Origin of the sequence: Enterobacter sp. BNK-8, assembly GCF_048685095.1 — a bacterium.
Classification (GTDB): Bacteria; Pseudomonadota; Gammaproteobacteria; order Enterobacterales; family Enterobacteriaceae; genus Enterobacter; species Enterobacter quasiroggenkampii.
Genome location: NZ_JBLQTN010000001.1, coordinates 3,198,429 through 3,217,521, shown reverse-complemented (window position 1 = coordinate 3,217,521; position 19,093 = coordinate 3,198,429). Strand labels below are relative to the sequence as shown.

21 protein-coding genes are annotated in these 19,093 nt (G+C 57.0%); 17 read left to right on the top strand and 4 right to left on the bottom strand.

Going from position 1 to position 19,093, the window contains the following annotated elements:
- The first annotated feature begins 1 nt into the window (after position 1).
- The 3 genes from qseG (at position 2) to glnB (ending at position 2,482) form a co-directional block, all read left to right on the top strand.
- Positions 2-739, top strand: a complete 738-nt coding sequence (qseG, locus tag ACMGGU_RS15495) for a two-component system QseEF-associated lipoprotein QseG (RefSeq protein WP_063622277.1) — start codon at positions 2-4, stop codon at positions 737-739.
- Positions 726-2,063 (top strand): two-component system response regulator GlrR, encoded by a 1,338-nt coding sequence (gene glrR, locus ACMGGU_RS15490; RefSeq protein WP_045908542.1) that lies wholly within the window; start codon positions 726-728, stop codon positions 2,061-2,063. Before qseG ends, glrR begins: the two co-directional genes overlap by 14 nt.
- Positions 2,064-2,143: 80 nt before the next feature.
- Positions 2,144-2,482, top strand: coding sequence for a nitrogen regulatory protein P-II (gene glnB / locus ACMGGU_RS15485; protein WP_003860685.1), 339 nt, complete (start codon positions 2,144-2,146; stop codon positions 2,480-2,482).
- An 80-nt stretch (positions 2,483-2,562) separates the two neighbouring features.
- Here glnB and hmpA read toward each other — a convergent pair whose 3' ends face one another.
- Positions 2,563-3,753, bottom strand: a complete 1,191-nt coding sequence (hmpA, locus tag ACMGGU_RS15480) for an NO-inducible flavohemoprotein (protein WP_252077936.1) — start codon at positions 3,751-3,753, stop codon at positions 2,563-2,565.
- Between the two features lie 304 nt (positions 3,754-4,057).
- Here hmpA and glyA point away from each other — a divergent pair, with 304 nt between their 5' ends.
- Positions 4,058-5,311, top strand: a complete 1,254-nt coding sequence (glyA, locus tag ACMGGU_RS15475) for a serine hydroxymethyltransferase (RefSeq protein WP_008502165.1) — start codon at positions 4,058-4,060, stop codon at positions 5,309-5,311.
- A 54-nt stretch (positions 5,312-5,365) separates the two neighbouring features.
- On the opposite strand, the gene ACMGGU_RS15470 is transcribed toward glyA, so the two are convergent.
- On the bottom strand, positions 5,366-5,788 hold the full coding sequence (locus tag ACMGGU_RS15470; protein WP_024908634.1) for a DoxX family protein: 423 nt from the start codon (positions 5,786-5,788) through the stop codon (positions 5,366-5,368).
- A gap of 173 nt (positions 5,789-5,961) precedes the next feature.
- Between ACMGGU_RS15470 and ACMGGU_RS15465 the strand changes: the two genes are divergently transcribed.
- The gene (locus ACMGGU_RS15465) at positions 5,962-7,101 is read left to right on the top strand and encodes a 3-phenylpropionate MFS transporter (RefSeq protein ID WP_048226250.1); all 1,140 of its coding nucleotides are present in this window, start codon (positions 5,962-5,964) and stop codon (positions 7,099-7,101) included.
- Here ACMGGU_RS15465 and csiE read toward each other — a convergent pair whose 3' ends face one another.
- Positions 7,102-8,379 carry a stationary phase inducible protein CsiE gene (gene csiE, locus ACMGGU_RS15460; protein WP_126534752.1) on the bottom strand — a complete coding sequence of 426 codons (1,278 nt, stop codon included), beginning with the start codon at positions 8,377-8,379 and terminating at the stop codon, positions 7,102-7,104.
- A 125-nt stretch (positions 8,380-8,504) separates the two neighbouring features.
- On the opposite strand from csiE, the gene ACMGGU_RS15455 reads away from it, so the two are divergent.
- Together ACMGGU_RS15455 and ACMGGU_RS15450 are read left to right on the top strand one after the other, a co-directional pair.
- Positions 8,505-9,143 (top strand): DUF1007 family protein, encoded by a 639-nt coding sequence (locus ACMGGU_RS15455; RefSeq protein ID WP_048029583.1) that lies wholly within the window; start codon positions 8,505-8,507, stop codon positions 9,141-9,143.
- Positions 9,134-10,114, top strand: a complete 981-nt coding sequence (locus tag ACMGGU_RS15450; RefSeq protein ID WP_420300708.1) for a nickel/cobalt transporter — start codon at positions 9,134-9,136, stop codon at positions 10,112-10,114. The genes ACMGGU_RS15455 and ACMGGU_RS15450 overlap by 10 nt, the downstream gene beginning before the upstream one ends.
- Positions 10,115-10,173: 59 nt before the next feature.
- Here the strand turns inward: ACMGGU_RS15450 and suhB are convergent, their stop codons facing one another.
- Entirely contained in the window at positions 10,174-10,977 is an 804-nt protein-coding gene (suhB, locus tag ACMGGU_RS15445; RefSeq protein WP_003860668.1) for an inositol-1-monophosphatase, read from the bottom strand.
- 131 nt (positions 10,978-11,108) lie between these two features.
- Between suhB and trmJ the strand changes: the two genes are divergently transcribed.
- The 10 genes from trmJ to pepB all read left to right on the top strand — a co-directional run bounded on the left by trmJ (position 11,109) and on the right by pepB (position 18,986).
- Positions 11,109-11,834, top strand: coding sequence for a tRNA (cytosine(32)/uridine(32)-2'-O)-methyltransferase TrmJ (trmJ, locus tag ACMGGU_RS15440; RefSeq protein ID WP_008502159.1), 726 nt, complete (start codon positions 11,109-11,111; stop codon positions 11,832-11,834).
- Positions 11,835-12,065: 231 nt separating this feature from the next.
- Positions 12,066-12,557 (top strand): Fe-S cluster assembly transcriptional regulator IscR, encoded by a 492-nt coding sequence (gene iscR / locus ACMGGU_RS15435; protein WP_045399615.1) that lies wholly within the window; start codon positions 12,066-12,068, stop codon positions 12,555-12,557.
- A 119-nt stretch (positions 12,558-12,676) separates the two neighbouring features.
- Complete coding sequence (gene iscS, locus ACMGGU_RS15430; RefSeq protein ID WP_008502157.1) at positions 12,677-13,891, top strand: cysteine desulfurase; 1,215 nt, start codon at positions 12,677-12,679, stop codon at positions 13,889-13,891.
- 24 nt (positions 13,892-13,915) lie between these two features.
- Positions 13,916-14,302 carry a Fe-S cluster assembly scaffold IscU gene (gene iscU / locus ACMGGU_RS15425; protein ID WP_003860661.1) on the top strand — a complete coding sequence of 129 codons (387 nt, stop codon included), beginning with the start codon at positions 13,916-13,918 and terminating at the stop codon, positions 14,300-14,302.
- Positions 14,303-14,315: 13 nt separating this feature from the next.
- The gene (gene iscA, locus ACMGGU_RS15420; protein WP_003860659.1) at positions 14,316-14,639 is read left to right on the top strand and encodes an iron-sulfur cluster assembly protein IscA; all 324 of its coding nucleotides are present in this window, start codon (positions 14,316-14,318) and stop codon (positions 14,637-14,639) included.
- An 80-nt stretch (positions 14,640-14,719) separates the two neighbouring features.
- On the top strand, positions 14,720-15,235 hold the full coding sequence (gene hscB / locus ACMGGU_RS15415; RefSeq protein WP_024908642.1) for a co-chaperone HscB: 516 nt from the start codon (positions 14,720-14,722) through the stop codon (positions 15,233-15,235).
- Between the two features lie 14 nt (positions 15,236-15,249).
- Positions 15,250-17,100, top strand: coding sequence for a Fe-S protein assembly chaperone HscA (gene hscA / locus ACMGGU_RS15410; protein WP_420293223.1), 1,851 nt, complete (start codon positions 15,250-15,252; stop codon positions 17,098-17,100).
- A gap of 1 nt (position 17,101) precedes the next feature.
- Entirely contained in the window at positions 17,102-17,437 is a 336-nt protein-coding gene (fdx, locus tag ACMGGU_RS15405) for an ISC system 2Fe-2S type ferredoxin (RefSeq protein WP_003860652.1), read from the top strand.
- A gap of 1 nt (position 17,438) precedes the next feature.
- Positions 17,439-17,639 carry a Fe-S cluster assembly protein IscX gene (gene iscX / locus ACMGGU_RS15400; protein ID WP_003860650.1) on the top strand — a complete coding sequence of 67 codons (201 nt, stop codon included), beginning with the start codon at positions 17,439-17,441 and terminating at the stop codon, positions 17,637-17,639.
- A 60-nt stretch (positions 17,640-17,699) separates the two neighbouring features.
- The gene (gene pepB / locus ACMGGU_RS15395; protein WP_420300707.1) at positions 17,700-18,986 is read left to right on the top strand and encodes an aminopeptidase PepB; all 1,287 of its coding nucleotides are present in this window, start codon (positions 17,700-17,702) and stop codon (positions 18,984-18,986) included.
- The last annotated feature ends 107 nt before the right edge of the window (positions 18,987-19,093 follow it).

The window sequence follows — 19,093 nt, the reverse complement described above, 5'->3', positions numbered from 1 at the left end:
AATGAATCTATGTCTGGTGAGTATGTCACACGTCTTTTCCCGCGCCGTACGCGCGGTGTTTTCCCGCAGCACGCTTCGCCTGAGCCTGCCCTGTTTATTTCTGGCTGGGTGTGTTTCCCATGTGCCGCAAAGTGCGATTAGCGATAAACAAGAAGATAAATGGCCCGATAACCAGCTGGCCGATTTCCTCTCAACCCGCTGTGACGACATCTGGAACCTCTCAGGGCATGACGTCGAAAGTAACCCGCTGTTCTGGCTGCGCGGGATAGACTGCTCCCAGCGTCTGGCGCCGGTTGATGCCCGCGCGAAAGCGGCGATGCTGGATGATGATACCTGGCAGGACGCGTTCAAGCGTGGGATTTTGCTGGCGGATGCGAAAATCACTCCCGTCGAACGCCGCGCCAACGTGACCCGACTGGACACGTTTGTAGTCAATCTTCCGGTACAGATCCGCCCGGTATACCAGCTCTGGCGCGAGGGACAGACGCTACAGCTTCAGCTTTCTGAAGAGCGCTCCCGCTACAGCAAGCTGCAACAGTCAACCGATAGCGAGCTTGATACGCTGCGCCAACAGCAGCAACATTTACGTACGCAGCTGGATACCACAACGCGTAAGCTGGAGAACCTGACCGATATCGAAAGACAGCTCTCGTCGCGTAAATATCAGCCGGGGAGTTCATCCGCTGCGCCGGACAGCGATACGCCGAAACAAGAGGATGTGAAGCATGACGAGCCGTAAACCAGCCCATCTCTTACTGGTGGATGACGATCCCGGTCTGTTAAAGCTGCTGGGGATGCGTCTGGTGAGTGAAGGCTACAGCGTCGTGACCGCGGAAAGCGGGCTGGAGGGGCTGAAAATTCTCAGCCGCGAGAAAATCGATCTGGTGATAAGCGACCTGCGGATGGATGAAATGGACGGCCTGCAGCTGTTTGCGGAGATCCAGAAGCAGCAGCCGGGGATGCCCGTGATTATCCTGACCGCGCACGGGTCGATCCCGGATGCGGTTGCCGCGACGCAGCAGGGGGTATTCAGTTTCCTGACCAAGCCGGTGGACAAAGACGCGCTGTATAAGGCTATCGACAGCGCGCTGGAACATGCCGCTCCGGCGGGGGATGAAGCGTGGCGGGAGCCTATCGTCACCCGCAGTCCCGTGATGCTGCGCCTGCTTGAACAGGCGAGGATGGTGGCGCAGTCTGACGTCAGCGTGCTCATCAACGGCCAGAGCGGAACCGGAAAAGAGATCCTCGCGCAGGCGATTCATAACGCCAGCCCGCGCAGCAAGAACGCCTTTATTGCGATTAACTGCGGCGCGCTCCCGGAGCAGCTGCTTGAATCCGAACTGTTTGGTCATGCCCGCGGCGCATTCACCGGCGCGGTAAGCAGCCGTGAAGGGCTGTTCCAGGCGGCGGAAGGCGGCACGCTGTTCCTGGACGAGATTGGCGACATGCCCGCGCCGCTGCAGGTCAAGCTGCTGCGCGTGCTGCAGGAGCGCAAAGTGCGCCCGCTGGGCAGCAACCGCGATATCGATATTAACGTGCGAATTATCTCCGCTACCCACCGCGATCTGCCAAAAGTGATGGCCCGCAACGAGTTCCGCGAAGATCTCTACTACCGTCTGAACGTGGTCAACCTGAAGATCCCGGCGCTGGCCGAACGTGCGGAAGACATCCCGCTGCTGGCGAACCATCTTTTGCGTCAGGCGGCCGATCGTCATAAACCGTTCGTGCGCGCGTTTTCCACCGATGCGATGAAGCGGCTGATGGCCGCAAGCTGGCCGGGTAACGTGCGTCAGTTGGTCAACGTGATTGAGCAGTGCGTGGCGCTGACCTCCTCACCGGTCATCAGCGACGCGCTGGTGGAGCAGGCGCTGGAAGGGGAAAACACGGCGCTGCCGACGTTTGCCGAAGCGCGTAACCAGTTTGAGCTGAACTATCTGCGCAAGCTGCTGCAGATCACCAAAGGCAACGTGACCCACGCGGCGCGGATGGCCGGACGCAACCGCACCGAGTTTTACAAGCTGCTCTCGCGTCACGAGCTGGAAGCGAACGATTTTAAAGAGTAGTACCGCAAAATTCGCCTGAATATGGTACTGTGAGCAATCGATTACGAGGCAGCTTACAGGCAAGAGTTTAAGGACCCACCATGAAAAAGATTGATGCGATTATTAAACCTTTCAAACTGGATGATGTGCGTGAAGCGCTGGCGGAAGTCGGCATCACCGGGATGACCGTGACGGAAGTGAAAGGTTTTGGTCGTCAGAAAGGTCACACCGAGCTTTACCGTGGCGCAGAATACATGGTCGACTTTCTGCCGAAAGTGAAAATTGAAATCGTGGTCAGCGACGATATCGTGGACACCTGCGTGGACACCATTATCCGCACGGCGCAAACCGGCAAAATTGGCGACGGTAAAATCTTCGTCTTTGACGTGGCGCGCGTCATCCGTATCCGTACCGGCGAAGAAGACGACGCCGCGATTTAACGTTCTTGCCGGGTGGCGCTGCGCTTACCCGGCCTACAAAACTCTTCGTAGGCCCGCGCAAGCGAAGCGCCGCCGGGCGATTACAGCACCTTATGCGGGCCGAAGCACTCGTAATGAATGCTGTCTTTGTTCACACCCAGCCCCACCAGCTGCTGCGCGGCATACTGCATAAACGCCACCGGTCCACAGACGTAGAACTGCATGTCCGGCGCGCTAAACGCCCCTTCCATCTGGCTTAAATTCATCAGACCTTCGCTGTCAAACCGTGCGGCTGCGCGATCTGCATCCGTCGGCAGGCGATACCAGGTGTGCGCGGTGAAACGCGGCAGGGAGGCCCCGAGCGTTTTCACCTCATCCGCAAAAGCGTGCACGTCGCCGTTTTCGGCGGCATGGAACCAGTTAACCTGTGCACCGTGGTGTGATTTTGCCAGCGTATCAAGCATCGCCAGCATCGGCGTCTGGCCGACGCCCGCAGAGATCAGCGTGACCGGCGTATGGGCTTCAACGGTCATAAAGAAGTCGCCCGCTGGCGCGGCCAGATGGACCACGTCGCCCACGTTCGCTTCGTTGTGCAGCCAGCTGGAAACCTGACCGCCGTCCTCACGCTTCACCGCAATGCGGTAGCCTTTACCGTTTGGCTTGCGGGTAAGAGAATACTGACGGATCTCCTGATGCGGGAAACCTTCAGGCTTCAGCCACACGCCCAGATACTGCCCTGGCTGGTAATCGGCCACCGGTTGACCGTCCACCGGCTCAAACTCGAAGCTGGTGATTAACGCACTGCGCGGCGTTTTCTCAACGATGCGGAACGCGCGCGTGCCTTCCCAGCCGCCGTTCTTACTGGCGTTTTCGCTGTAGATCTGCGCTTCACGGTTGATAAACACGTTTGCCAGCACTCCGTAGGCTTTACCCCACGCGTCCAGCACCTCCTGGCCCGGGCTGAACATTTCGTCGAGGGTTGCCAGCAGGTGACCACCCACGATGTCGTACTGCTCGGGTTGGATCTGGAAGCTGGTATGTTTCTGCGCGATTTTTTCCACCGCAGGCAGCAACGCTGGCAGGTTTTCAATATTACTGGCGTACGCCGCGATGGCGTTGAACAGCGCTTCACGCTGATCGCCGTTACGCTGGTTGCTCATGTTGAAAATCTCTTTGAGCTCCGGGTTGTGCGTGAACATGCGATCGTAGAAATGGGCGGTGAGTTTAGGGCCGGTTTGCACCAGCAGGGGAATGGTGGCTTTTACGGTAGCGATGGTTTGAGCGTCGAGCATGAGCGCGTCCTTTTGATGTCACTTTAATGATGTATTTTAAATGCATCTTATAAAAAATACCCCTGCGTTGTAAATGGTTCTTTGCAAGATGAAAAATATGCATCACAAACCTGAAAAGAAATCCGCTGGAAAGGGCGAGCGCTTTATTCCTCAAACCCTTGCGTGGCGGGAAGGAAAACGTTTGCGTAAAATCGTTTGTCAAGACCTGTTATCACACAACTAATCAGTTATACTGTTGCCCGTCGTCCAACAGGACTGCCTTTTCAGGCCAAAATTTACTTGTTAGCTGAGTCAGGAGATGCGGATGTTAAAGCGTGAAATGAACATTGCCGATTATGATGCCGAACTGTGGCAGGCTATGGAGCAGGAAAAAGTACGTCAGGAAGAGCACATCGAACTGATCGCCTCCGAAAACTACACCAGCCCGCGCGTTATGCAGGCGCAGGGTTCTCAGCTGACCAACAAATACGCTGAAGGTTACCCGGGCAAACGCTATTACGGCGGTTGCGAGTACGTTGATATCGTTGAGCAGCTGGCTATCGATCGTGCGAAAGAACTTTTTGGCGCTGACTATGCAAACGTCCAGCCGCACTCTGGCTCTCAGGCTAACTTCGCGGTCTACACCGCGCTGCTGCAGCCGGGCGATACCGTTCTGGGTATGAACCTGGCACAGGGCGGCCACCTGACTCACGGCTCCCCGGTTAACTTCTCCGGCAAACTGTACAACATCATCCCTTACGGTATTGATGAGTCCGGTAAAATTGACTACGAAGACATGGCGAAGCAGGCTAAAGAGCACAAACCGAAGATGATCATCGGTGGCTTCTCTGCTTACTCCGGTATCGTTGACTGGGCAAAAATGCGCGAAATCGCAGACAGCATCGGTGCTTACCTGTTCGTTGACATGGCGCACGTTGCGGGTCTGATCGCTGCAGGCGTTTACCCGAACCCGGTTCCACACGCTCACGTTGTGACCACCACCACCCACAAAACCCTGGCGGGTCCACGCGGTGGCCTGATCCTGGCGAAAGGCGGTGACGAAGAGCTGTACAAAAAACTGAACTCCGCGGTGTTCCCAAGCGCGCAGGGCGGCCCACTGATGCACGTTATCGCGGCAAAAGCGGTCGCGCTGAAAGAAGCGATGGAGCCAGAGTTCAAGGTTTACCAGCAGCAGGTTGCTAAGAACGCCAAAGCGATGGTGGAAGTGTTCCTGAACCGTGGCTACAAAGTGGTATCCGGCGGGACTGAAAACCACCTGTTCCTGCTGGATCTGGTTGATAAGAACCTGACCGGTAAAGAAGCTGACGCAGCCCTGGGCCGCGCCAACATCACCGTGAACAAAAACAGCGTGCCAAACGATCCGAAGAGCCCGTTCGTGACGTCCGGTATCCGTATCGGTTCCCCGGCCGTGACTCGCCGCGGCTTCAAAGAAGCAGAAGTGAAAGAGCTGGCTGGCTGGATGTGTGACGTTCTGGACAACATCAATGACGAAGCCGTCATCGAGCGCGTCAAAGGTAAAGTTCTGGATATCTGCGCACGCTTCCCGGTTTACGCATAATTCCTCTGCTTTGCAGAAATAAAAAAGGCCGCGCATGCGGCCTTTTTTTATGGCTTAACGCCGGTCCAGGGAGATGGCGCCAGGTCCGACAATCGCCAGCAAAATAAAGGCGCCAGCAATACTGATATTCTTGTAGAAGTTAATCATATTCGGTACGACCGCATCACCGGTCATATCCCAGTAATGATGCCCAATCACCGCCGTTCCGAGAGTGTAGAACACAAACAGTACCGCGAGAGGACGGGTGAAAAACCCCAGTACGATCAGAATAGCGGCAGGCACTTCCATGACTACCGCAATAATGGCCGCCAGCATGGGCATCGGCGTGCCCAGCGAGGTCATGTATTGTACGGTGCCGCTAAACCCCGTCAGTTTTGGATAACCAAAGATAATAAACAGCACGACAAGTGCGATGCGGCCAATGAGCAGCAGCAGGTGACGTGACTGGCCGAAATCGAGATAACGTAGTGAGTTCATGGCAGAAAAACCTCTGCAAGTGGAGTAATTTAAACGTAATACATATTTTCATTCCCTGCCATAAGCCAGACGATTGTGCAAAATGTTAAATTTTCGTTAATTTATAGCAGGCTATCTACTTGCTTAATTTTTATATTCTCGCCAGACTATGGCCTCGATTTCGGGAGGGATTCATGGTCTTGCATTCCACGCGCTGGCTGGCGCTCAGTTATTTCACCTATTTCTTTAGCTACGGCATTTTTCTGCCTTTCTGGAGCGTTTGGCTTAAGGGTATCGGCCTGACGCCCGAGACCATCGGCGTCCTGCTGGGAGCCGGGCTGGTGGCGCGTTTTCTCGGCAGCCTGCTGATCGCCCCGCGCGTCAGCGATCCCTCCTTACTGATCAAGGCTGTGCGTATTCTTGCTCTGTTGACCCTGGTCTTTGTGGCCTGCTTCTGGGTCAGCCACCAGTTTGCCTGGCTGATGGTGGTGATGGTCGGCTTTAACCTGTTCTTCTCACCGCTGGTGCCTTTAACGGATGCCCTGGCGAACACCTGGCAAAAGCAGATCACCATGGATTACGGTCGCGTGCGCCTGTGGGGCTCTATCGCCTTTGTGATTGGCTCGGCGCTGGTGGGCAAACTGGTCAGCCTGTACGATTACCGCGCCATTCTTGCCCTGTTGAGCATCGGTATTGCCTCGATGCTGCTGGGCATGCTGCTGCGACCATCGGTGATGCCGCAAGGGGAAAGCCGCCATCAGGAGAGCGCTGGCTGGCCCGCATGGCGGAGCCTGGTCGCACAGAGCTGGCGTTTTCTGGCGTGCGTGTGCCTCCTTCAGGGGGCACATGCGGCGTACTATGGTTTCAGCGCCATCTACTGGCAAGGCGCAGGATATTCCGCTTCCGCCGTGGGCTATCTGTGGTCGCTGGGCGTGGTGGCCGAAGTCATTATCTTTGCCCTGAGCAAAAAACTGTTCCGCCGCTTTGGCGCGCGTGACCTGCTGCTGCTTTCCGCCGTGTGCGGCGTGGCGCGCTGGGGGATTATGGGCTGGACGACCGATCTGCCGTGGCTGATTGTGGCGCAAATTCTTCACTGCGGCACCTTTACCGTGTGCCATCTGGCGGCCATGCGCTATATCGCTGCGCGCGAGGGCGGGGACGTGATTCGCCTGCAGGCCGTCTATTCGGCAGTGGCAATGGGGGGCAGTATCGCGATCATGACGGTGTTTGCGGGGTTCCTCTATCAGCACCTGGGGCACGGCGTCTTCTGGGTGATGGCGCTGGTCGCCTTGCCCGCCATCGTTGTTCGCCCTAAAGTGGCCGCACGCGCGTAACTACGATTCCAGCATGGCGCGAATATGTTCTTGCTGCTGCGCGTTCAATGTCTCAACGGCATGAATCAACGGCGGCGAGAACAGCGGCAGGGCCGTAGGGTAGGGGGTGATAACCAGCGCGGCTTCGCGCGGCGCTCCCTCTTTCTGAAAAGCCTGCAGCGTCAGATAGCGAATGTTGAGCGGCAGCAGCGTCAGCTCGCGAAGCTGCTGTTCGATCTGCTCCTCACTGGCTTTATCGTCTCCCGTCAGCAGGATCACCTGTTTTTCATGCAGGTCAGTCTCCTGCATCAGCCAGGCCCCAAAAATCACCGCCACGAGGCTCATCTCTTCATCGGAAAAACGTAGCCCAAATTCCGCCTCCAGCTCAAACAGCGCCTCTTTCGTCGTGCGTAACAGTCGGGGATAAAGGCGGTGGATCTCCTCCGGCAGGCTATTGTCGATGCCGATCTCAAACAGCGAACGGTCAAGCGCCTGAGCCAGATGGATATACAGCTGATCGGTCAGCCCTTGTTCATCGCTGAAGTTCATCCCGGTCTGCGAACGAAAGCGGGCCACCATGCGCACGATGGCTCGGCGCAGACGCTGATCCTGCTGGTGCTTATCAAGCACCGGATCGGGGGTGCGGAGCATCATAAACAGCAGCGCCAGAAACAGCTGTTCATCCCCGTGGGCACCCTGCGGGACGCGTCGTCTCCAGTGGCGCACGATCTCCTGCGCCGTAAAATACTCCCCTCTCGACTGGGTCCAGCTGCGCTGAACGTGGGAAAACTGCGGCGTATTCCCGAGCTGGTGCTGAATGAGGCAGTATTGCAGATAGAGCTGTAAAAACTGGACGTCGCGGCATTCAAACTGGCGCTGCAGCTTGCGTGAGCAGAAGCCGATCAGCGCCCGCAGGTTCGCATCGTCGTAAAGCGGGCGCGCGATGCCGTGTTGTTTAAGCGCGGTTTTTAATGCGGGGGTAAACTGGTGCGAGACGAACTGCGGGCAAAGCCGTAGCGCCCGGCGCAGCCAGTGCAGCAGGCATAAACGCTGATTCAGGGCTGTGCCTTCAATCCGGTAGCAGCCGTCGTGGTGCGTAACGATATCCAGCCGGTGATAGCGCTGGATTTCATCGCGCGTCTCGGCTATATCTTGCCGTGCCATCGCGTCGTCCACGCCGTTGGCAGCGATTATGCTCTGTGCGGTGACGGCAGCATCGGGCAGGTAAAGCATCAAAAGCACCTGGCAGCGGCGCTGCGAACTGGAAAGCACAGATGGAATTTCAAGCGTCGTCATCATCTGTCGGGTATCCAGTGTGAATGTTTGATAAGAATAGCTAAAGGATGAGCGCTGAAAAGCGCGCCGGCAGGCCTTTCATTCAGGATTGCTGGGGAACATCACAGAATTTTTGACGTGAGGAATTGATGCAAACAGTTAAACAATGTGCGATAGCGTTATTTTTGGCGGTTATCAGCTTAACTGCCAGCGCACACCCTCACAGCTTTATTGACCTTAAAACCGAGCTGGTCACCGACGGCACGCAATTGAGTGGCCTGAAAATGCGCTGGACGATGGATGAAATCACCTCGGCTGACCTGCTCTATGACGCGGGAAACGCGAAGCCCGGCGACGAGATCTGGAAAAAGTTGGCAGCGGAAGTAATGGCCAACGTGCTCGGCCAGCATTACTTCACCGAGTTCTGGCATAACGGCCAAAAGGTCAAATTTCTGAACCGACCAACGGAATACGGGATGACGCGTGAAGGGCACCAGGCGGTGCTGACGTTCGTGCTTCCGCTGGCGCATCCTCAGCCGCTGGCCGGGCAAACGTACACGTTTTCCACTTTTGATCCCACCTACTATGTTGATATGCGCTATGACAAAGACAGCGACGTACGACTGCCGGACGCGCTGCAAAAAAGCTGCAAAATTGGCGTTCATACCCCGAAGCCCAGCGAAGAGATGTTGAACTTTGCGGTCTCACTCGACAAGGACGATGCCCCACCCGAGGATATGGAATTGGGTAAACAGTTCGCACAGGAGGTGACGTTACAATGTCAGTGATCTCCTCTCCGGTTCGGAAACCTCGCCGCTGGCTGCATCTCTGGCCGCTGGCGCTCTTTTTGCTGTTAGCGGTTTGCGGCGCGCTGTGGCTGTGGCAGGCCTGGCCGCAGGTCATGATGAAAAGCATTATCTGGCAGCGTGAGGTCAACCAGCAGATGAGCGGACTGCTGAAGGCGGTGGCGGAGAACCCGACCAAAGCGGGCGGATCCCTGCTGGCGTTCAGTTTTGTCTATGGCGTTCTGCACGCGCTAGGGCCGGGGCACGGCAAAATCGTGATTACGACCTGGCTCGCCACCCATCCGTCAAAGCTGAAATCGAGCATCGGCCTGACGCTGGCTTCCTCGCTGCTACAGGGCGGCGTGGCGATTGCGCTGGTCGTTGTTGTGCTTTCACTTTTGCAGCTTCCGGCGCGCCAGCTGCACATGAGCAGCTTCTGGCTGGAGAAAGGGAGCTATGCGCTGGTGGGCGTGCTGGGGCTGATCCTGTGCTGGCGGGCGCTGAAAAAACTGCGCGCGCTGCTGAAAAAGCCCATGTTCAAATCCTTTACGCCGCATCACGTTCATGATGAACACTGCGGCTGCGGACATCAGCATTTGCCCACGCAGGAACAATTACAGAACGGCGACGACTGGCGCGCGCGGCTAATGATTGTTCTCTCGATGGGGATGCGCCCGTGCTCGGGTGCCATCATGGTGCTGCTGTTCAGTAAGGTCATCGGCGTGTTCGGCTGGGGCATGCTGTCCGCGCTGGCGATGGCGGCAGGAACCTCTCTCACCATTTCGTCTTTAGCGCTGCTGGTACACAGCTTCCGTCAGCTGGCGGTCAAATTCAGCGGCAATAAAACGCCGGTGCTGTGGCGACAGATAGGGTGGACCACGCTTGCGCTGGCGGGTGGGGTGATTCTGCTGGTGGCTGCGGTGACAATGTGGATGAGTGCGGTACCGGTGGGAAGGGGATTACGGCCTTTCTAGCGTACAGAGGGATTTTGTAGGCCCGGTAAGCGTAGCGCCACCGGGCTTAACAAACTGGATTAACGCTTCAGCGCATCGCTCAGTTCATCACGCATGTTGGCCAGCATGGCTTTAACAACGCGTGGGTTACCCGCAACGATGTTGCCGGTAGACATATAGTTATGGCCGCCGGTGAAGTCGCACACAATGGCGCCTGCTTCACGCGCGATCAGCTCGCCCGCAGCAAAATCCCATGGCTTCAGTGAGAGTTCGAAGTAACCGTCAACGCGGCCGGTTGCCACGTAGGCCAGATCCAGCGCAGCAGAACCGGTGCGACGGAAGTCCGCGCATTCGGTGAACAGTTTGCCCAGGATATTCATATAGGTGGTCGCGTGCTGTTTCGCCTTGAACGGGAAACCGGTCGCCAGGATGGTGCCGTCCAGATCGCGTGCGTTGCTGCAGCGCAGACGGTAGCCGTTCAGCTGCGCGCCCTGACCGCGGGTCGCGGTGAACAGTTCGTTACGCATTGGATCGTACACAACGGCGACTTCAGTACGGCCTTTAATGCGTACTGCGATAGACACAGAGAAGTGTGGCAGGCGTTTGACGAAGTTGGTGGTGCCATCCAGTGGATCGATAACCCATTGAACATCCTGATCGGTACCTTCATGTTCACCGCTTTCTTCGGTGATGATGGTGTGCTGTGGGTAAGATTTGCGGATCGTTTCGATAATAATCGCTTCTGCGGCTTTATCGACGTTTGTCACGAAATCATTGCTGCCTTTCTGGCTGGTTTCTACGGAGTCTGGCGTTTCGTAGTGTTTGGCAATTACATTACCCGCCTTGCGCGCTGCGCGCACGGCGATGGTCAGCATCGGATGCATCGGTCTCTCTCACTGGATGTTAAAGAACAGGAAAATCGGCGCAGAGTATAGCAGCGGGATCGGATTATGTCTCCCGTTTATGATAATATGCCCGAATATTCTTCAGACACTGAATTCAGACATTAAAAATTATGCTGCAAAACATTCGAATTGTGCTGGTCGAAACATCGCATACCGGCAACATGGGCTCCGTTGCCCGCGCTATGAAAACCATGGGCTTAACGAACCTGTGGCTGGTTAACCCGCTGGTGAAACCTGACTCGCAGGCTATTGCGCTGGCGGCCGGGGCCAGCGACGTGATCGGCAATGCCCAGATCGTCGATACCCTTGACGAAGCGCTGGCTGGCTGCAGCCTCGTTGTCGGTACCAGCGCGCGTTCGCGCACGCTGCCGTGGCCAATGCTCGATCCGCGTGAATGCGGCCTGAAAAGTGTCTCGGAAGCAGAACAGGCACCGGTTGCGCTGGTATTTGGCCGCGAGCGCGTTGGCCTGACCAACGACGAACTGCAGAAGTGTCATTATCACGTCGCGATTGCGGCAAACCCGGAGTACAGCTCGCTGAACCTGGCGATGGCGGTGCAGGTTATCGCCTATGAAGTGCGTATGGCGTGGCTGGCAACGCAGGAAAAAGAGGTTGAGCCTAAAGAAGAGACGGCTTACCCGCTGGTGGACGACCTTGAGCGTTTCTACGGTCACCTGGAGCAGACGCTGCTCTCGACCGGCTTTATCCGCGAAGGCCACCCGGGTCAGGTAATGAATAAGCTGCGCCGTCTGTTCACCCGCGCGCGTCCGGAAAGCCAGGAGCTGAACATCCTGCGCGGGATCCTGGCGTCGATTGAGCAAAAGAATAAAGAGTAGTGTCGTCTGTTCGCCGGGTGGCGCTTCGCTTACCCGGCCTACAAAACCGTCGGTCGGGTACGCGAAGCGTCACCCGACAAAAAACGGCACGGAAGGTTAAATACCTGACTAAAACAGTCAAGTAAATAGTTGACCATTTTAGTCAGGAATGTCAGACTTGGCCCTGCTATGCAATACCCCATTTTACAATAAAAAACCCCGGGCAGGGGCGAGTTTGAGGTTAAGTAAGACATGAGACTGACATCTAAAGGGCGTTATGCCGTGACCGCGATGCTGGACGTTGCGCTCAACTCCGAAGCGGGCCCGGTTCCGTTGGCTGATATTTCTGAACGACAAGGGATCTCCCTCTCTTACCTGGAACAGCTGTTCTCCAGACTGCGTAAAAATGGACTGGTTTCCAGCGTTCGTGGCCCAGGCGGCGGTTATCTGCTGGGTAAAGACGCGGGCAGTATTGCAGTTGGCGAAGTGATCAGCGCAGTTGACGAATCCGTTGACGCGACCCGTTGCCAGGGTAAAGGCGGCTGCCAGGGCGGCGATAAGTGCCTGACCCACGCGCTGTGGCGCGATCTGAGCGACCGTCTGACCGGCTTCCTGAACAACATCACCCTCGGTGAGCTGGTGAACAACCAAGAAGTTCTGGACGTATCGGGCCGTCAGCACGGCCATGATTCCCAACGCAGCACCCGCGCGCAGGACGCTATCGACGTCAAATTACGCGCGTAATAAAACGATAAGTATTTCAGAATCAGGCCGGGGCGAAGACTCGCCCCGTGTACTCGGTCGTACATCCAGCCGGTTGCCTGATTCCTTGCATTGAAGCGATGTACGGAGTTTATAGAGCAATGAAATTACCGATTTATCTCGACTACTCCGCAACCACGCCGGTGGACCCGCGTGTTGCCGAGAAAATGATGCAGTGTCTGACCCTGGACGGAAACTTTGGTAACCCAGCTTCCCGTTCACACCGTTTTGGCTGGCATGCTGAAGAGGCGGTCGATATCGCCCGTAATCAGATTGCTGACCTGGTGGGTGCCGACCCGCGTGAGATTGTTTTCACCTCCGGTGCGACTGAATCCGACAACCTGGCGATCAAAGGTGCAGCCAACTTTTATCAGAAAAAAGGCAAGCACATCATCACCAGCAAAACCGAACACAAAGCCGTGCTGGACACCTGCCGTCAGCTGGAGCGTGAAGGGTATGAAGTCACCTACCTGGCGCCACAGAGCAACGGCATTATCGATCTGAAAGAGCTCGAAGCGGCCATGCGTGATGACACCATTCTGGTCTCCATCATGCACGTCAACAACGAAATCGGCGTGGTACAAGACATCGCGACCATCGGCGAAATGTGCCGCGCGCGCGGTATCATCTACCACGTGGACGCGACCCAGAGCGTGGGCAAACTGCCTATCGACCTGAGCCAACTGAAAGTGGACCTGATGTCCTTCTCCGGCCACAAAATCTATGGCCCGAAAGGGATTGGCGCGCTGTACGTTCGTCGTAAACCACGTATCCGCATCGAAGCGCAGATGCACGGTGGCGGTCACGAGCGCGGCATGCGTTCCGGTACGCTGCCTGTTCACCAGATCGTGGGCATGGGCGAAGCCTACCGCATTGCAAAAGAAGAGATGGAAACCGAGATGGCACGCCTGCGCACGCTGCGTAACCGTCTGTGGGACGGCGTGAAAGATATGGAAGAAGTGTATCTGAACGGCGATCTCGAGCAGGGTGCTCCAAACATCCTCAACGTCAGCTTCAACTATGTTGAAGGCGAGTCGTTGATCATGGCGCTGAAAGACCTGGCGGTTTCTTCCGGTTCTGCCTGTACGTCTGCAAGCCTTGAGCCATCCTACGTGCTGCGCGCGCTGGGTATGACTGACGAGCTGGCACACAGCTCTATCCGTTTCTCTTTAGGTCGTTTCACTACCGAAGAAGAGATTGACTACACCATCAAGCTGGTTCGCAACTCCATTGGCCGTCTGCGCGACCTTTCTCCACTGTGGGAAATGTTCAAGCAGGGCGTGGATCTGAACAGCATTGAATGGTCACATCACTAATCGGTACATAAGGAGAATTCAATCATGGCATACAGCGAAAAAGTCATCGATCATTACGAAAACCCACGCAACGTTGGCTCTTTTGACAACAGCGATGAATCTGTTGGTAGCGGCATGGTCGGTGCGCCAGCGTGTGGCGACGTGATGAAGTTGCAGATTAAAGTCAACAATGAAGGTATCATTGAAGACGCGCGCTTCAAGACCTACGGCTGCGGTTCTGCTATCGCGTCCAGCTCCCTGGTCACCGAATGGGTGAAGGGCAAGTCTCTGGACGAAGCACAGGCAATCAAGAACACGGATATTGCTGAAGAACTCGAACTGCCACCGGTGAAAATTCACTGCTCAATTCTGGCAGAAGACGCGATCAAAGCCGCCATTGCGGATTACAAAAGCAAACGTGAAGCAAAATAATTGAGGTTTGAGTATGTCGATTACCCTTAGCGACAGCGCTGCCGCGCGAGTAAGCTCTTTTCTGGCGAACCGTGGTAAAGGCTTTGGCCTGCGACTGGGCGTACGTACCTCCGGCTGTTCTGGTATGGCTTACGTACTGGAGTTTGTTGACGAACCGGCGTCTGACGACACCGTGTTTGAAGACAAGGGCGTGAAGGTGGTGGTCGATGGCAAAAGCCTGCAATTCCTCAACGGCACTCAGCTGGACTTCGTTAAAGAAGGCCTGAACGAAGGGTTCAAATTCACGAACCCGAACGTCAAAGACGAGTGTGGTTGCGGCGAAAGCTTCCACGTTTAACCGCGCGTCATCCGAAACCCCACCGTGGCGTTACCCGCTACGCGTGGGGTTTGTTTTAACAGGCTACCCCTGAGATTGTTATGGATTACTTCACTCTCTTCGGACTACCCGCTCAATACCCGATTGATCTCCAGGCGTTGACGATCCGTTTTCAGGATCTGCAGCGTCAGTACCATCCGGACAAATTCGCGAGCGGTACTCAGGCAGAGCAGCTGGCTGCGGTTTCTCACTCTGCCACCATCAACCAGGCCTGGCAGACGCTGCGCCATCCGCTGGCGCGCGCTGAATATCTGCTCTCGCTCCACGGTTTTGATCTGGCGAGCGAACAGCACACCGTGCGTGACACGGCGTTTCTGATGGAGCAGCTGGAGCTTCGCGAAGAGCTCGATGAGATTGAACAGGCCAAAGACGAAGCGCGTCTGGAAAGCTTTATTACGCGCGTAAAGGGCATGTTCGATACCCGCCATCAGCAGATGGTGGAGCAACTGAACAACGAGACCTGGGACGTGGCGGCAGATACTGTGCGCAAACTCCGTTTTCTCGATAAACTGCGAAGCAGTGCTGAACAACTCGAAGAAAAGCTGCTCGATTTTTAATTTCGGAAGCAATTATGGCCTTATTACAAATTAGTGAGCCTGGCTTAAGTGCCGCACCGCACCAGCGTCGTCTGGCGGTGGGTATTGATCTGGGCACCACCAATTCCCTCGTGGCGACCGTGCGCAGCGGCCAGGCGGAAACGTTGGCTGACGAGCAGGGGCGCCATCTGCTGCCTTCCGTGGTCCACTACCAGCATCAGGGTCACGCGGTAGGCTATGACGCCCGCGCTAACGCCGCGCGCGATCCGGCGAATACCATCAGCTCCGTCAAGCGCATGATCGGCCGCTCGCTGGCCGATATTCAGACCCGCTACCCGCATCTGCCGTATCAGCTGCAGGCAAGTGAAAACGGCCTGCCGATGATTGCGACCGCGGCCGGTCTGCTGAACCCGATTCGTGTTTCTGCTGACATCCTCAAAGCGCTGGCTGAGCGTGCTACGGCAACGCTCGGTGGCGATCTGGACGGCGTGGTGATCACCGTTCCTGCCTACTTTGACGATGCACAGCGTCAGGGCACCAAAGACGCCGCGCGTCTGGCGGGCCTGCATGTGCTGCGTCTGCTGAACGAACCGACGGCGGCGGCGATTGCCTACGGCCTCGATTCCGGTCAGGAAGGGGTGATCGCGGTTTACGATCTCGGCGGCGGGACGTTTGATATCTCTATCCTGCGCCTGAGCCGCGGGGTGTTTGAAGTGCTGGCGACCGGCGGGGATTCCGCGCTGGGAGGTGATGACTTCGACCATCTGCTGGCGGACTACATCCGCGAGCAGGCGGGCATCAGCGATCGCAGCGATGCGCGCGTACAGCGTGAACTGCTGGATGCGGCCATCGACGCCAAAATCGCCCTGAGCGATGCGCAGACGGTTACCGTCAATGTTGCGGGCTGGCAGGGTGATATCACCCGCGATCAGTTCAGCGATCTGATTGCCCCGCTGGTTAAACGCACCCTGCTGGCTTGCCGTCGCGCATTGAAAGATGCGGGCGTTGAGGCGAACGAGGTGCTGGAAGTAGTCATGGTGGGCGGTTCGACCCGCGTGCCGCTGGTGCGCGAGCGCGTGGGCGAATTCTTTGGCCGCACGCCGCTGACCTCTATCGACCCGGACAAAGTGGTTGCCGTGGGCGCCGCAATCCAGGCCGATATTCTGGTCGGCAACAAGCCGGACAGCGAAATGCTGCTGCTGGACGTCATCCCGCTGTCGCTGGGCTTAGAAACCATGGGCGGCCTGGTGGAGAAAGTGATCCCGCGTAACACTACCATTCCGGTGGCGCGCGCGCAGGAGTTCACCACCTTTAAAGACGGCCAGACCGCGATGTCCATCCACGTAATGCAGGGCGAACGCGAGCTGGTGCAGGACTGCCGTTCTCTGGCGCGCTTTGCGCTGCGCGGTATCCCGGCGCTGCCTGCGGGCGGGGCGCATATTCGCGTCACCTTCCAGGTGGATGCCGACGGCCTGCTGAGCGTCACGGCGATGGAAAAATCCACCGGCGTGGAATCGTCCATCCAGGTGAAGCCGTCCTACGGCCTGACCGATGGCGAAATCGCCTCCATGATTCAGGACTCAATGAGCTACGCCGAGCAGGATGTGAAGGCGCGTATGCTGGCGGAACAAAAAGTGGAAGCCGCACGCGTGCTGGAGAGTCTGAACGGCGCGCTCGCTGCCGACGCCGCGCTGTTAAGCGCCGCTGAGCGCCAGGTGATTGACGACGCTGCCGCGCGCTTAAGCGCCGTGGCCGAAGGTAATGACGCTGACGCAATAGAAGAAGCCATTAAAAACGTTGATAAACAAACCCAGGACTTTGCTGCTCGCCGCATGGACAAATCTGTCCGCGTCGCGCTGAAAGGCCAGTCCGTGGACGAGGTTTAATATGCCAAAGATTGTAATTTTGCCTCATGCGGACCTCTGTCCGGATGGCGCTGTTCTGGAAGCGAAGACCGGTGAAACCATTCTCGATGTGGCCCTGCGTGCAGGTATCGAAGTGGAACACGCCTGTGAAAAATCCTGTGCCTGCACCACCTGCCACTGCATCGTGCGTGAAGGTTTTGACTCTCTCGCCGAGAGCACCGAAGACGAAGACGACATGCTGGATAAAGCATGGGGTCTGGAGCCAGACAGCCGCTTAAGCTGCCAGGCTGCGGTGACCGATGAAGATCTGGTCGTGGAGTTCCCACGCTACACCATCAACCACGCACGCGAGCATTAATATGGGACTGAAGTGGACAGACAGCCGTGAAATCGGCGAAGCGCTCTACGACGCGAACCCGGATCTCGATCCGAAGACCGTACGATTCACCGATATGCATCAGTGGATCTGCGATCTGGAAGATTTCGACGACGATCCAAACGCATCCAATGAAAAAATTCTGGAGGCGATTCTGTTAGTCTGGTTAGATGAAGCAGAATAAATAACAAAACGGGCTGCCTTCAGGCGGCCCGTTTGCTAGTTGCTAATAAGGAAAAATAAAATGACCGAAGCGATGAAGATTACGCTCTCTACGCAGCCCGCCGACGCGCGCTGGGGCGAGAAAGCCAGCTACAGCATCAACAACGACGGTATTACCCTGCACCTGACGGGCAACGATGATTTGGGCCTGATCCAGCGCGCCGCGCGTAAAATTGACGGTCTGGGCATTAAGCATGTCTCGCTGGAAGGCGAAGGCTGGGACACCGACCGCAGCTGGGCGTTCTGGGCGGGTTACAAAGGGCCGAAAGGCACCCGCAAAATTGAGTGGTCGAACCTCGACGAAGCCGGTCAGAAAGAGCTGGAAAGCCGTCTGCAAATCATCGACTGGGTACGCGACACCATTAACGCTCCGGCGGAAGAGTTAGGCCCTGAGCAGCTGGCGCAGCGCGCCGTTGACCTGCTGTGCGGCGTGGCGGGCGACAAGATGTCCTACCGCATCACCAAGGGCGAAGACCTGCGCGAGCAGAACTACATGGGGATCCACACCGTGGGCCGTGGTTCTGAGCGTCCACCGGTGCTGCTGGCGCTGGACTACAACCCAACCGGCGATAAAGACGCCCCTGTCTTTGCCTGCCTGGTAGGTAAAGGCATCACCTTCGACACCGGCGGCTACAGCCTGAAGCAGAGCGCGTTCATGGACTCCATGAAGTCCGACATGGGCGGCGCGGCCACCATCACCGGTGCGCTGGCGTTTGCCATCACCCGCGGTCTGAAAAAGCGCGTGAAGCTGTACCTGTGCTGCGCGGACAACATGGTCAGCGGTAACGCCTTCAAGCTGGGCGACATCATTCGCTACCGCAACGGCAAAAACGTTGAGGTGATGAACACTGACGCCGAAGGCCGTCTGGTGCTGGCCGATGGCCTGATCGACGCGTCTGCCCAGAAGCCTGAGCTGATCATCGACATGGCGACTCTGACCGGTGCGGCGAAAACCGCGCTGGGTAACGACTACCACGCGCTGTTCAGCTTTGACGACAAGCTGGCCGCACGCCTGCTGGCCAGCGCCGCGGCGGAAAACGAACCGTTCTGGCGTCTGCCGCTGGCCGAGTTCCACCGTAGCCAGCTGCCGTCCAACTTTGCCGAGCTGAACAACACCGCCAGCGCGGCGTATCCGGCGGGGGCAAGCACCGCAGCAGGGTTCCTGTCTCACTTTGTTGAGAACTACCACGAGGGCTGGCTGCACATTGACTGCTCTGCAACGTACCGCAAAGCGGCGGTTGAGCAGTGGTCCGCGGGTGCGACCGGTCTGGGCGTGCGTACCGTGGCGAACCTGCTGACGGCTGAGTAATCTTTTTTGCCGGGTGGCGCTACGCTTACGCGCGCCTTCGGATTCATCATATTGCCCGGCGGCGCTGCGCTTGCACGGGCCTACGGTTTTGTAGGCCGGGTAAGCGA